Raw genomic sequence first — 14103 nt, forward strand, 5'->3', positions numbered from 1 at the left:
CCAGAAGGCATAGTGCTATTGGCTATCTCAGCCCAGAAAACTATGAATTAAAGAAAGTAGCTTAGTGGCGTGTCCAGTGTTGCCGGATCAGATCAGAATCCGCTTTCTGTATCTGACATTTGCTAACCCTCGCTCTACATATACGTAAAATTATTACGTGCCTTACGTAATTTTCCAGTGCATAAATTACGTTTAAGCTGTGTTTTCAGCTAAGGTTTTGAATTCATTTTGATTATTTTTTAAACAATTTCGTAACTAAAACTGTGCAAGAAAGCTTAATTTATCCAATAAAGGTGGGCGGTTTATCGTATCTACATAATCAAAAAAATCGACGCTCTGCTGCGCCATTTTGATCTTCACACGCTCTGCCAGCAAAGGCTGGTTCTTGCTGAAATCGTCATAGCCTAATAAAGTCAGCTTGCCTGAGTGGATATGAATTTTGATCAGGTCGATGTCGTCCAGCTCGCCGTATAGCTGCAAAGCAGAACCGGTATAAACACGCAGCAAAGGATTTAACTGCGTCATAAAAGATTTATGAAAAGTGATGCTGTGCAGCACACCGTCTTCATAATCCAATTTACTAGGTATGCTTTGATTCAGCTGCACACAAGCGGCTTCTATGGCCTGGGAGTTAGCAATATTAAACAGCATATCTTTCGCCTGAGTTTGCGCCACGCTGTAATTATCAAAAAACGCTTTAATATCCCGCTTTAAGCTATCAGGTTGTTTTGCATAACCTTTGTGTTTTTGAAACTGCGCCAGCGCAAAGTAAACCAATAAGTCTTCTTTACGCATTTGAGCTGCTTGTTCAAGCTCCTGGCTGTTATACCAATGGCTGACTAAGCGCAGGGCTTTTTTCGGAGAACCGATGAGGGCGATTAGCTCTTTGTAATGGGTAAATTCATCTTCTGCAGGTAAGCGGCCTAAACTGAGGCAAGATTTCCAAAAAGCTTCAAATAATGTTTCATGTTGAGTAAACAGCAATCGAGCCTGAGTTTCGGAGACTGGCTCTGGTGCTGTTAAATGTCGCCACTCGTAATGACGTTTTTGCCTGCTTTGTTGAAACTCTTGCTCTAGCTCTTTGTCACGAAACACATAAAAAACACCTGGGCTGATAGCAATGGCATTTTCATCTAAAGTGGTTTCGATAAAGCCTTTTAACTCACTTTGGTTGTAGTACTTTTGGAAGGTGTTTCGCGAGGTGATAACGCCATCTTTATAAGGCTGAAACTGCGCTATGTGGCTCTCATTCGCTAACATAGCTGAAACAACCAAGAGCTTTTGTGTCAGCTCCCAACTGCCAAGCAAGGCATCGATACGCTCGTCTTTATCTTCGATGACGTTAATCACAAAACCTATATTCACCACATCTGAGCTTACTTTATCTGCATCGGGCCTGAAGTTTGGATCCCAGCCTGATACGTCCAAGCCATGAGCCTCAAGCTCACGTAAATCATCACCCCGGCCACAACCGTAATCAAATACCGAGTAATCACCTTGCAAAAAGCCGTGCTTGGCCAGGGTTTTCATCGGGGCCGAGAGTTCATGGCGCACTAAGGCGGTTTTATGCCTGTCGATACTGTGCTCATCTGCCACTGTATTAACGGCCGAGCTTCGGAATAACCGGCCATCAACGACTTCATAACCATGCTTGGCAATAAGCCTTAGCCAACTGGCTTTAAAGCCTATCATTCGTGGATTGTCATACAGCCCTGCAGCCTCCCCTTCTTGAGTGATCTGGCAAAAGCTTTCGTAGTCAGGATGTTCGGCCAGAACAAAAAGCTCTTTTCGGTGCAGAATTGGCGGATTGTCATGCTCATCGTAACGCGTTAAACGATGCTGCAGTTTAGCTAAATCGACAGTGACACTTTGCTTCAGCACTGGGTAGGGATCGCTGTAAAAATCAGGGTAATGCAATAAAGACAAGCGAAAATCTGCTTTGGACAGTTTCACAATATTCCAGTCGCTGTCCGCTATTTTTAGGGCCGCAGCTACTACTTTAATAAACTTCGCCAGCAGTGGCGGCAAAACACTAAAAGCGTCTTTGTGTAAATACACAGCGTCGGGTAACTTTTTGCCTGCAGTGACTTGTTTTACCAATTTACTAAAGTCAGCTGCATTCATAGCTAAAGCTCTTTTGCTAAAGCTAAGGCGTTATCAGAAAAGGCTTTTTTACCGGGATAACGCCTGCCATTTTTATTCTGTTGCATCACTTGTAAATGCCGCATAGGTGTATCAGAAATACTCAAGTGGATAGGCCTGTTCCGGCCATAAAAGTACAACTTATCAAACGCCAGATGCTGACAAATAAACAACACCACTTCGTGCATTTTATCCTCAAAGCCAAGCACAAAAAAATCGCAAGCAGCACCGGGACGCAGACTGATAGTCTTACCTTTGCTATTCACTTCGCAGCAAGCGTGTTGATCCAACAAAGGTGCTGTGCTAACTGATGAATGGCGCTGAATATAACGATTTAACTCCGGACCAACAAAGCCATAGCTAATGGATATTTCACCTAAGTTTTCTTCGATTGGAAGTAATAAATTATTCACTAACAGCTCGAGATATCTGGCCGATTCAACTGAGGGAGTGTTACAACACTGCACCTGGCGCTTTTGTTGAAACCAGTGAACAAGCTGGTTATGTAAGGCTTGGGCTTTAGCATTCATCAGTCAGCCTTTTGCGGGCCGTTTGTGGCTGGTAACTGATATATAAAGCTGTTACCCACTTTTTTAAATACAAATTTGCCAGCCATACGCTGATGCATTAATTCACAGCCAGAAAGTTTTAGGGCTTTTTGCATTTCTTTGCTGGTTAGCCACAACTCGTCTGTTTTGTTGCTCTGATCTTTTTTGATGCTGCTATCGGATACCAATTTGCCCTCATGCTTAGTTGATTTATGTATTGCTTAACCATAGCTTGAATAGCTGAGTTCATAAACTACCCTTTGGAATAACCACAAACACAGTTATTTAAAAAACTCTGTACCCAGCATTTTTACCGCAAAGCCATGCAGCAGACCGATTCAGTTCACCCATACTTTCTGTTAAACTCTGCCCCGCCTTTTTTCAGCTACAGAAGAAGTGATGATGACTCTTGCAACTCAGGTCCTGGCGGTCAATGACGACTTGCCTATTCGTACAGATTTACCTGTTCATTCAGGCAAAGTTCGCAGTGTGTACTGGCTGACTGCCGCTGACAGCGAGCGGTTGATCCGGGAAAAAAATTACCCTGTAGCCCCAGACACGCCGCTGGCCATTATGGTGATCAGCGACCGCATCTCTGCTTTTGACTGCATCTGGCATGGCGAAAATGGCTTAAACGGTGTGCCTGGCAAAGGCGCTGCGTTAAACGCAATTTCCAATCACTGGTTTGCTTTGTTTAAACAACATGGCCTGGCCGATAGTCATATTCTGGATATTCCGCACCCGCTGGTGTGGATAGTGCAAAAAGCCCGTCCGCTGAAAATTGAAGCCATAGCCCGTCAGTACATTACTGGTTCTATGTGGCGCGCTTACAGCAAAGGCGAACGCGAATTCTGTGGCATTACCTTGCCTGAAGGCCTGCAAAAAGATCAAAAACTGCCGGAAATTTTAATTACTCCGTCTACCAAAGGTATTCTGACTGGCCTGGCCGGTGTGCCTGAAGCAGACGACGTAAACATTTCCCGCACCGATATTGAACGCCATAGTGCTGCCTTTGGTTTTGAACAGTTATCCGATATCAGCTTGTATGAAACCCTGTTAAAACAAGGTTTTGGCGTGATAAGCGACGCTTTAGCTGCGCTGGATCAGATGTTTGTTGATACCAAGTTTGAGTTTGGTTATGTCAAGGACGCACAAGGCCAAAGCAAACTGATTTATATGGACGAAGTGGGAACACCAGACAGCTCACGTATTTGGGATGGCGCCAGTTGGCGCAATGGCAGCATAGTGGAGCAGTCAAAAGAAGGCTTCCGTCAGTGGCTGTTAAGTAACTTCCCTGATCCGGATATTTTACTGAATAAAGACCGTATGCCAGAACGCGCAGCACTAGCCCGCGACAATGCTCTGCCTACGGAAGTAATGATGGATATTTCCCGCACTTACCTTGGCATAGCGGAAAAAGTAACAGGCCGTAAAATTGAATTAGCCACTAACCCTAAAGCAGAAATTATTGAGGTGTTGGGCCGCGACTATGGTTTGATAGCGGAATAAACTTCAAACTGCTTTTAATACAAAAGCTATATTGTATATGCCAGTCAAATGACTGGCATTGTTGTATCTGGAATAAAGAAAATCTTTCTACATTGTGGAGATACAACTTGATCCGCCAGGTAATTCCTGCAGACGCAGCAGCCATAGTGACTATTTATAACCACTATGTACTGAACACCTGCGTCACTTTTAAAGAGCAGGAAGTCACTAAAGAACAAATGGCTGGAAACAATACAGGGTTACAGGCATGAAAACAAAAGATGCAGACAGGCAGCTTCCGCTGTTTGAAACCGAAGAGTATTCTCCGACGGCAGTACCGGAGGCAGCACAGGATAACAGCTCCGAAAAGTCTGAGTCGCCCTTTAGCAAATACATCATCTATGTAGATGAGAGTGGCGATCACAGCTTGCAAAGTATTGATGAAAACTACCCTGTCTTCGTATTAGCTTTTTGCATTTTTCACAAAAGACATTACAGCGAAGCTATAGTCCCGGCACTGGAGAAGTTCAAATTTAACCACTTTGGCTATGATCAAGTCGTGTTACACGAAAACGAAATTCGTAAGGAAAAAGGGGCTTTTAATATTTTCCGTAGTAAAGAAGATAAAATTCAGTTCCTGAATGAGTTAACCCATATTATTGAATTTAGTAACTTTATCCTCATCAGCTGCACCATAGACAAACGGGCTTTGAAAAAACAAGCCGATTTAGAATCTAATCCTTATCATACAGCCCTTGGTTTCTGCATGGAGACTTTATACGAATTCCTTCTGGAAAAAGGCCAGCAACAGAAAAAGACTTTTATCGTCGTCGAATGCCGGGGAAATAAAGAAGACAGAGAGTTGGAGCTGGAATTCAGGCGTATTAGCGATGGCAATAACAGGCTTGGGATCCCACTTCCTTTTGAAGTACTGTTTGCAGATAAAAAAGCCATGTCGTCAGGTTTACAATTGGCAGATCTGGTCGCCTGACCTATAGGTCTGAAAACAGTAAGACCACAACAGGAAAACCGTGCTTTTGAAGTCTTAATGAAAAAATTCTACTGTGACGGAGGCAGGAGAAGACTGGGTCAGGATTTTGAGGGGATTGGCATGAAAATTTATCCAGGGCAAGAAAGCGAAAAGCCCCGATGAAACTCACCGAGGCTATAACGCCGACCGGGCACCCCCAATCCACTTGATAGTGAGTATAGTGACAGCACTATTTCATTTCAACTGTTAACACCATAATTAAGCAATTACCTGATGGATGCAGAATAAGCAACAAATCCAAAGCTAAACTGCCTGACACCACCAGTTTCCTAATCAGACATCATGAGTAACCAGCCTGATTGCTTTAAGTTGTTGCTCAATTGACAAAAATATCAGGGCTTTATATCCGACAACACTTTTTGCAACAGTGCTTGTGTCGACCAGTCCAGCTCGTTATGCGTTAAAGCCGGAGTGTAATACTGGCCATTGGCTCTGGGTCTGTTTACATAAACTTTGTTTGGAATAATCACCTTGCCAAGACCAGATGGCAGCGGCTCGAATCGGACGTCCATATAAGTGGAGTCGGCACTGCTGGGTGCGCCAGCCAGTTTAGTATTTTCAAACAAGCTAAATACATCTACAGCATCCAGACAGGCGCTGGCACATTGGCCCGGCATAATCACATACACAGGGACCTGCAGCGTTGGCAGCTCATGCGTTGTATCTGGCTGGACTGATGCTGCATCAGTTTCAGAGTCATTCCCTTCAATATAAAAAGCTTTGCCCGAGTCCAGCGACTTTTGCATGCCCAGCCCTACAGCCTGGATCCATGGCAACATGTCGGTTTGGCCCTGAGTTTTGAGTACATCGTATAAAGATTTTACGTAGTCTGTATTACCACGGGACGCAAACCACCAGACTTCAGTGTTGCTAAACAAGGCGTCACGCAGAGATCCAACCCGCTTTTTGCCCCATAAAGCACTGGCTACCTGAACACTCCAGTACGAGGACCCGCCCTGATTGTGGCGTAAATCCAGCACTATAGCCTTTGCCTGCAACAGCCGTGATCGCTGCTGTTCAAGGCTACTGAACAAGCTTTCATACAGCTTAATATCATCAGCTTCAGGACTAAAAGTAGGCATAGCAATCCAGGCTATATCCTGCTGCTGCCAACTTAAGCCAACAGCTAATTTGTCACCGTTATAAGCGGCCTGCACGTGCTGCATAGCCGACTCAGGCCGGGGCCGCCAGTCCAGTGTGATAGCAACAGCTTCAGCACCGGGTTTTACCAGTTGGCATTGCTTTAATGGCGGGTTAAATGGATTACCATCATCCAGCATCAGCCTGCCACCATAAGACCACCAGTGTCCTGGCTGGTCTGCTTGCCCTGCAAAAGCAAAAACTCTGTCTTTGATCAGGCTTTCCACTGGTTTACCGTCACAAGACAGCACTTGCATTCCGGCTGTGACACCAGCTTGCTCACTGTGATACACCCATAAGGCATCGCCACGCCAGACCGTATTAAAACCAGGCCAACGCCTGATACTTGGTACTGATTCGGGTAATCTGGCATAAGCTCCGGCATGACCGTCCTGCAAACTGGTGCTGAAACGATCAATCACTGCTTCATAGCCGTAGGCATCACTCACTTGTGTTGCCAATACCAGCGCATTGGTTTTGGCCTGCATCAACTGTTGTTGAAAACCAGGGTTTTGTGAGTCAGCCATGCCAGGATGATTTTCTGCCGTGATTTGATAAGCAGCTTCAATGTCCTGACGGGCAAGCTCTGCCCAACCCTGAGCCGTAGTGGGCAACAGCGGGGCTTGTTGTTCGCTGGCGAGCAGAACAGAAGGAAAAGCACACAACAAGGCCGCAACAGCCAACCTGGACACCTGAGTTTTAATAGCACAGCTCATAAGTTACCTTATTGTTAAATAAAGAAAAAAGATTAACTGAAGCACAGGAACAACTCAAGATTGACCTTTGAAACAAGAGTTTTATATCCAAAACAACAGCATATTTCCCACCTCTTCCCCCATAGCCGATTCGCTTTTTTTCCAGGCTCTGGGTAAGGTAGAAGCAAATTTGTAATTAAAGGAAATGATCAATGAAAACTTTGCTGCCCTTTTTGTTAAGCCTCACGCTGCCAATGCTAACCAGCCCTCTGGTGGTTGCTGCAGAAACTGTCGCCACCAAACCTGCCTTAGAAGCTTTATGGCAAACCGATGGCCTGCGTGTACCTGAGTCTGTGCTTTGGTATCAACAGCAAAACAATGGCAAAACCGACAGCCTGTTATTTGTCTCGGAAATTGATGGTAAAGGTAATGAAGCCGATGGCGTGGGTGGTATCGCCCTGTTAAATACCGACGGCAGTATTCGTGACAAAGACTGGTTGCGCGGTCTGAATGCGCCTAAAGGTTTGGCGGTGTATCAAGGCAAACTTTATATTGCTGACTTAACCGAGGTCGTAGTGGTAGATATAGCATCTGCCAAAATACTGAACAAAATCAAAGCGCCAGAAGCGGTATTTTTAAATGATGTCACAGTAGACCCTAAGGGCGTGGTCTATATTTCTGATACCCGTTTGAATCGTGTTTATAAGCTGGAACAAGACAAGATCAGTGTTTTTCTGGACAATGTAGAAGCGGCGAATGGTTTAACAGTAGTGGCTGAGCAGCTGTATATTGCAGCTGCTGATAAACTGCTGAAGGTCGATTTAGCCGACAACAACAAAACCGTCACACAACTTGCTAGTGGTTTTGCCGAACGCGCAGATGGCGTGGAAGCTGTTGGCAATGGCGATTTTATTGTCAGTTGCTGGGCGGGCCTGGTGTATTACGTCCATGCCGATGGCCGCATTAAAGAGCTGCTGGACACCAGAGCAGCCAAACTTAACACAGCAGATATTGGCTGGGATGCAGCAACTAAAACCTTGTATGTCCCGACCTTTTTTGGCAATTCAGTGCAGGCTTATAAGTTGGATCTGCAGTAAGTTTTAACTTCGCCCTTTAAAAAGCCAGTGCCAGCTATCCGACACTGGCTTTTAGCCCAACTGTACTCTGTTTCGCCCCATAGCTTTGGCCTGATACAACGCCTGATCGGCTCTCTTTAGCACTGAATCCTTATCATCACCCTGCTGGTATTCTGTCACACCAAAACTGATGGTGAATTGGGGCAAGCCTGGCTCTTCAAGACTGGCAATATGTTGTCTTAACATTTCCGCGAGTTGACATGCGGCTTCGGCTTTTTGTTGCGGCAGTAAAATGACAAACTCTTCCCCGCCTAAGCGAAACAACGAATCTGTTTTACGTAAGCGGCGACTGATATGCTCTGTTAAAGCCTGCAATACTTTGTCACCTGTGTGATGGCCACACTGATCGTTCACCTTTTTAAAGAAGTCCACATCCAGCATGGCAATACTGAACAGGCCACCACGTTCGGCAAGGCTCAGCTCCATACGCAGTTGTTCATCCCATTTATGGCGGTTAAAGGCACCTGTTAATTTATCCCGTGTCGCCAGCACCAGCAATTGCTGTTCTATTTCCTGCCTGTTACTGATTTCCAAAGAAAGGCGCTGCACCATCATTTTCAAATCATGTTCAAGTTCTGTCAGCTCGTCCTGATGATCTGGCTGATGAAATACCGGGCTGCTGATAGGTTCGCCCAGCTCTATGGACTGTTGCACGTTTTTAATTTCGGCCTGAATACGGCCAATACGGCGACGAAAAATTTGCAGTATATAAAATGTCAGATACAAGCCAATCACAAAAGCGCAAAAGCCAAGGCCTGTGTTCACCAGCATAAATTCATTTTGATGTTTGTCGGTATAACGGCTGGCTTCGAGCGTTAATTTTTCCATATGCCGCAGAATTGACATCATGCTTTGGTCTAAAAGGGTGGCCTCGTCTTCAAACTTTAGCCACTGTTGCTCTGTGGTATGCCCTTGTTGTAAGGCCGACATAAGGTACTGCTCAAAGCTGTCACTTTGCTGATGAAACTGTTGGATACTGACCAGAATTTGCTGATGCTCAGCCGCGGCAAAACGAACCTGATGTTGCTGCAAACTTTTGTTTAACACCAGCTCAGTTTTATCCAGCAGAGCTTTTAATGCCTCGCGTTGTGCGGCAAAAGCCTGTTCTGGCTTTAACTCAACTCTGGCTTGTTTTGGATTTAAACGAAATTGCTCAATAAATAAATGCTGCTTTAATTGCATCATTTCCAGCTCGCTGAGCATTGCAGTCAAAGGCACATCAATTTCTGCCACCTCATGCATTTCCGCACTGATCAGTTTAAGTTTGAAAATGGAGTAAAGAATAACAACAAATAAAAAGGACAGCAGAACCACCAGTAAACCACTGATTTTTCGCTGTAAAGAGGCATTAAACCATTGCTGCATAAAAGAACCTGTCAGAGCTGAGCATTTAGACGGCGATAAAACTGCCAGCCTGTTCGCATGATGCCAGTGAGCATCTGCTTATCTGCTGAACATCTTAACGACAAATTACTGATTTAGATAATGAAGTAAGCCCAGTTGCACAAGTTGCAGTCTGAATGTAGTCATTTCGTTCAGCTAAAAAATTCCACTAGTGGAAACTTAATGCATTAAGTTATCGATAGGTTTATTTATTGTTAATAAATAATGTACCGTGACAGGGAACACAACAACCGGAGGTTCTATGAACTTACTGCATCGTTCCATCAAAGTACTGTCTTGTGCCTTGTTATTGCCTTTGTCACTGTCTGTTGTTGGGCAAACTGAGCTCAACACCACACTGATGCTGACCAAAAAAACCGACAAAACCTACCTTAGCTGGTCAACAGAAGTTACAGCTGTGGCCCGACAGGAAATTTACCGCAGCACCAGCAGCCTGCTTGAACAGGCTGAACGTATTTCGGTATTAGACCCTTATCAACAAGTGGCGGAAGACAACAACTTTGACCCACATCAGGACTATTGGTATTGGTTAAAAGTAATTGACGCTGATGGTAAGGAACATCTGTCCAACTTATCTGCCACAGTACCTGCATTAAGCTATCAGCCCTTTGCCACTATAGCCAATGCCAGCCGTTGCAAAGCAGGAGCTACCTTTAGCAACGAAACCGTGGACTGTGGTGGTGTGACTGTAGGCAGCAGTTGTGCCAGCGATGCAGAAGGCCAGAAACCGGTGATCACCTTGAAAAACGCCAGTGTGAAAAACCTGCGTATTTCCGCCAGCGGTGGTGCAGATGGTATTCATTGCAGCAGTGGCAACTGCACTATTGAAAACGTAGTCTGGGAAGATATTTGTGAAGATGCCGCCACCAACAATGGTAAGACGATGACAGTCAAAGGTGGTTTAGCCTTTAACAGCGCCAATGGCCCGGGTGGCAAACCAGACAAAGTATTTCAGCACAATTCAAAAAACAGCACTACTGTACTGACAGGTAACTTCACCCTGACTGGCGAACACGGCAAATTATGGCGCTCTTGTGGTGACTGTACCGATAACGGTGGCCCACGTTATCTGACCATTTCAGGTGTGACCGTGAATGGAAAAATCGACAGCATTGCTGGTGTCAACAGTAACTACAAAGACGTGGCTACTATCCGCAATCTGAAAATTAAAGATTACAAAGCAGGCAAGCCACCTGTTTGTGAACACTACACCGGGGTGAAAAAAGGCCAGGGTAAATCTGTAAAAGATAAAGAATACTGGAACAGCGCCAGCTGTAATGTCAGCAAAACCGACGTAACCAAGCTGTAATTGATTTAAATTGAGGTCAGAACACAGTAGTTATGCCTAACCAATGTGTCCTGACCTCATTTTTATTTTAGGACTTTCTGAAATTCACCAGCCGGTATAAAGCAGGCAACACCAGCAAGGTAAGCAAAGTGGAGGTGATAATGCCGCCTATCACTACAGTAGCCAAAGGCCGCTGAATTTCTGCACCAGTGCCTGTGTTAAAGGCCATAGGGACAAAACCCAGGCTGGCAACAAGCGCTGTCATCAGTACTGGTCTTAACCTTGATAGAGCGCCTCGCTCCAGCGCGGCCAAAAGCTCCATACCCTGATCACGCAACTGACGGATAAAACTGATCAGCACTATGCCATTCAACACAGCTATACCTGATAAGGCAATAAAACCTACAGCAGCAGAGATAGACAGCGGCATATCACGCAGCAGCAACGCAAATACGCCGCCTGTCAGTGCCAGCGGCACACCACTGAATACAACTAAAGTATCCCGCACTGAGTTTAAAGCGCCATACAACAGGCCGATGATCAGCAGCAAAGTTAAAGGCACCACTATGCTTAAACGCTCTGTCGCCGATTGCAGTTGCTTAAAAGTACCGCCGTAATCCAACCAATAGCCATCTGGCAACTCTAAGGCATTCATGCGTTGCTGCACTTCGGCAATAAAACTGCCCAAGTCTCTGCCTGTGACATTGGCTGTCACCACCACATTACGTTTACCACTTTCCCTGTTAATTTGGTTCGGGCCTGTGATTTCTTTAATAGTGGCAATTTCACCCAAGGGCACATAAGGTAATTCAGCCGAGCCATTGAGGGGCAAAGTGACTGGAATACGGGCTAAGGCTGCGGGGTCTTGCCGCAGTTCTTCCGGCAACCTCAGCACTAATTTAAAGCGCTTGTCACCTTCGTACATCAATCCCACCTGACGGCCACCAATAGCGGTTTGGATCAGCTGCTGCATTTGCGCCACATCCATACCGACTAAAGCTAAGTGATCACGCTGAGGTTCTATGGAAAGCAAAGGCAAACCCGCCGCCTGTTCCATTCGTGCATCTTCAGCACCCGGCACTGCAGCAAGCACTGCAGCGACCTGCTCACCCACTTCGGCCAAAATATCCAGATCATCACCATAAACCCTTACCGCCACGTCGGTACGAACCCCTGCGATCAGCTCGTTAAAACGCATTTCTATTGGCTGGGTAAATTCGTATTTGTTGCCCGGAATTTGCTCTGCTAATTGCCGCAGTTCCTCTTCAAACTGCGCTTTGCTTTTATCCGGGTTCGGCCAGTCCTGCTGGTTTTTTAGAATGATAAAAGTATCGGCTACATTAGGTGGCATAGGATCTGTGGCGACTTCGGGTGTGCCAATTTTTGAGAATACTTTATCTACTTCAGGCAGAGTGGCTACTTCCGCCTCCAATTGCATTTGCATCAACACCGACTGGGTTAAGCTGGTGCCCGGAATACGTAAGGCATGCATGGCTATATCGCCTTCATCCAGTTGAGGCAAAAACTCTGAGCCCATTTTACTGGCTTGCCAAAGCGCAACAGACATCAGAAGCACAGCGGCAACAGATACCAACAGCGGCGTTCGAATAGACAGCACCAGCAAAGGTTGATAAGCCTTGCGAAGTGCCAGCATTAAGGCATTTTCTTTTTCCGAAATTTTGCCACTGACAAACAAGGCAATAGAGGCCGGAATAAAAGTAATGGCCAGAATTAAAGCGCCCAATAAAGCCGCTATAACGGTAAACGCCATAGGCTGGAACATTTTGCCTTCCACGCCACTTAAGGCAAAAATCGGCAGATACACCAACATAATAATAAAAACCCCAAACATGGCCGGCGTCATCACTTCTTTGGTGGCAGCTAATACCACAGCAGAACGCTCTTTTAAGTTCAGTAACCTGCCCTGTCGATGCTGAGCTAAACCCAGTTGGCGTAAGCAGTTTTCTACCACTATCACAGAGCCGTCGACTATCAGGCCAAAATCAATAGCCCCTAAGCTCATCAGGTTGCCACTCATTTTATTGGCCGCCATACCGCTGATAGCAAACAGCATACTCAGTGGGATCACAAGCGCTGTTAATAACGCCGCCCTGACATTGCCTAAAAACAAAAACAGGATCACCACTACCAGCACAGCACCTTCCAGCAGATTGGTATCTACTGTTTTGATGGTTTTATCCACCAGGGTAGTTCTGTTGTAATTGGCTTCAGCCAGCACACCTTGGGGCAAACGTAAGTTGATGTCCTGAAGACGGCTCGCCACTTGCTGCGATACGGTGCGGCTGTTTTGCCCCATCAGCATCATCACTGTGCCAAGCACTACTTCGTTGCCATCCTGAGTGGCAGCTCCGGTACGAAGTTGTTTGCCAATGGCCACCTCGGCGACATCTTTCACCCGAACCGGGCCGTCGTCTCGTTTGGCGATCACCAGTTGGCTGATATCCTCTAAGGACTTCAACTGGCCTGGTGAGCGGATCAACCATTGCTCACCATTGCGCTCTATATAACCAGCGCCAACATTGCTGTTGTTTTGCTCAAGAGCTGTCGCCAAATCATCCAAAGTCAGTTTAAAAGCCAGCAGTTTGATCAGATCAGGCGCCACCTGATATTCGCGGACATAACCGCCAATGGTATTAATTTCGGTGACACCCGGCACTTTGAGTAGCTGAGGCCGGATCACCCAGTCCTGAATAGTGCGCAAATCTTCTGGGTTATAGGCAGAGCCATCGGCTTTTTTGGCATCAGGTACCACTTTAACTGTGTAAGAGAAGATTTCGCCAAGGCCTGAAACTATGGGCCCCATTTCCGGATCTATATCGGCAGGCAGTTCGTTTCTGACATTTTGCAGCCGCTCCGACACTTGTTGTCTGGCCCAATAAATATCAGTACCTTCGGTAAAGACCACTGTGACTTGCGATAAACCATAACGGGATAAAGAACGGGTATATTCCAGCTGCGGCAAACCTGCCATAGCAGTTTCTATCGGGTAAGTAATACGCTGCTCGGTTTCCAGTGGTGAAAAACCTTCTGCAGCTGTATTAATTTGCACCTGCACATTGGTGATATCGGGCACTGCATCGACAGGTAAACGCGATGCTTGCCAAAGCCCTGCTGCAGCCAACAACAGCGTCAGCAGCATGACAAGCACTGGCCTTGCCAATGCTGTTTTTAATACAGTGTTTATCATCAT

At 45.9% G+C, this 14103-nt stretch carries 10 protein-coding genes; 5 read left to right on the forward strand and 5 right to left on the reverse strand.

The window, feature by feature from the left end; translation table 11 throughout:
• Positions 1 to 255: 255 nt before the first annotated feature.
• Positions 256 to 2124: a DNA phosphorothioation-associated putative methyltransferase gene (locus J2W69_RS14970; protein WP_310279955.1), complete on the reverse strand. Its 1869-nt coding sequence runs from the start codon at positions 2122 to 2124 to the stop codon at positions 256 to 258.
• A gap of 2 nt (positions 2125 to 2126) precedes the next feature.
• Complete coding sequence (locus tag J2W69_RS14975) at positions 2127 to 2672, reverse strand: hypothetical protein (protein ID WP_310279957.1); 546 nt, start codon at positions 2670 to 2672, stop codon at positions 2127 to 2129.
• Positions 2673 to 3089: 417 nt separating this feature from the next.
• Here J2W69_RS14975 and J2W69_RS14980 point away from each other — a divergent pair, with 417 nt between their 5' ends.
• The 3 genes from J2W69_RS14980 (at position 3090) to J2W69_RS14990 (ending at position 5169) form a co-directional block, all read left to right on the forward strand.
• Positions 3090 to 4199 carry a phosphoribosylaminoimidazolesuccinocarboxamide synthase gene (locus J2W69_RS14980; RefSeq protein WP_310279959.1) on the forward strand — a complete coding sequence of 370 codons (1110 nt, stop codon included), beginning with the start codon at positions 3090 to 3092 and terminating at the stop codon, positions 4197 to 4199.
• Between the two features lie 107 nt (positions 4200 to 4306).
• Positions 4307 to 4450 carry a GNAT family N-acetyltransferase gene (locus J2W69_RS14985; RefSeq protein WP_310279961.1) on the forward strand — a complete coding sequence of 48 codons (144 nt, stop codon included), beginning with the start codon at positions 4307 to 4309 and terminating at the stop codon, positions 4448 to 4450.
• Positions 4447 to 5169 (forward strand): DUF3800 domain-containing protein, encoded by a 723-nt coding sequence (locus tag J2W69_RS14990; RefSeq protein ID WP_310279962.1) that lies wholly within the window; start codon positions 4447 to 4449, stop codon positions 5167 to 5169. Before J2W69_RS14985 ends, J2W69_RS14990 begins: the two co-directional genes overlap by 4 nt.
• A gap of 392 nt (positions 5170 to 5561) precedes the next feature.
• On the opposite strand, the gene J2W69_RS14995 is transcribed toward J2W69_RS14990, so the two are convergent.
• The gene (locus J2W69_RS14995; RefSeq protein ID WP_310279964.1) at positions 5562 to 7085 is read right to left on the reverse strand and encodes a S41 family peptidase; all 1524 of its coding nucleotides are present in this window, start codon (positions 7083 to 7085) and stop codon (positions 5562 to 5564) included.
• A 191-nt stretch (positions 7086 to 7276) separates the two neighbouring features.
• Here J2W69_RS14995 and J2W69_RS15000 point away from each other — a divergent pair, with 191 nt between their 5' ends.
• Positions 7277 to 8161 carry an SMP-30/gluconolactonase/LRE family protein gene (locus J2W69_RS15000; RefSeq protein WP_310279966.1) on the forward strand — a complete coding sequence of 295 codons (885 nt, stop codon included), beginning with the start codon at positions 7277 to 7279 and terminating at the stop codon, positions 8159 to 8161.
• 51 nt (positions 8162 to 8212) lie between these two features.
• Here J2W69_RS15000 and J2W69_RS15005 read toward each other — a convergent pair whose 3' ends face one another.
• Entirely contained in the window at positions 8213 to 9565 is a 1353-nt protein-coding gene (locus J2W69_RS15005) for a GGDEF domain-containing protein (RefSeq protein ID WP_310279968.1), read from the reverse strand.
• A 280-nt stretch (positions 9566 to 9845) separates the two neighbouring features.
• Between J2W69_RS15005 and J2W69_RS15010 the strand changes: the two genes are divergently transcribed.
• Positions 9846 to 10913, forward strand: a complete 1068-nt coding sequence (locus tag J2W69_RS15010) for a pectate lyase (RefSeq protein ID WP_310279969.1) — start codon at positions 9846 to 9848, stop codon at positions 10911 to 10913.
• Between the two features lie 67 nt (positions 10914 to 10980).
• Here the strand turns inward: J2W69_RS15010 and J2W69_RS15015 are convergent, their stop codons facing one another.
• The gene (locus J2W69_RS15015) at positions 10981 to 14103 is read right to left on the reverse strand and encodes an efflux RND transporter permease subunit (protein ID WP_473091927.1); all 3123 of its coding nucleotides are present in this window, start codon (positions 14101 to 14103) and stop codon (positions 10981 to 10983) included.

The sequence above is a fragment of the Rheinheimera soli genome, assembly GCF_031457405.1.
Classification (GTDB): Bacteria; Pseudomonadota; Gammaproteobacteria; order Enterobacterales; family Alteromonadaceae; genus Pararheinheimera; species Pararheinheimera soli_A.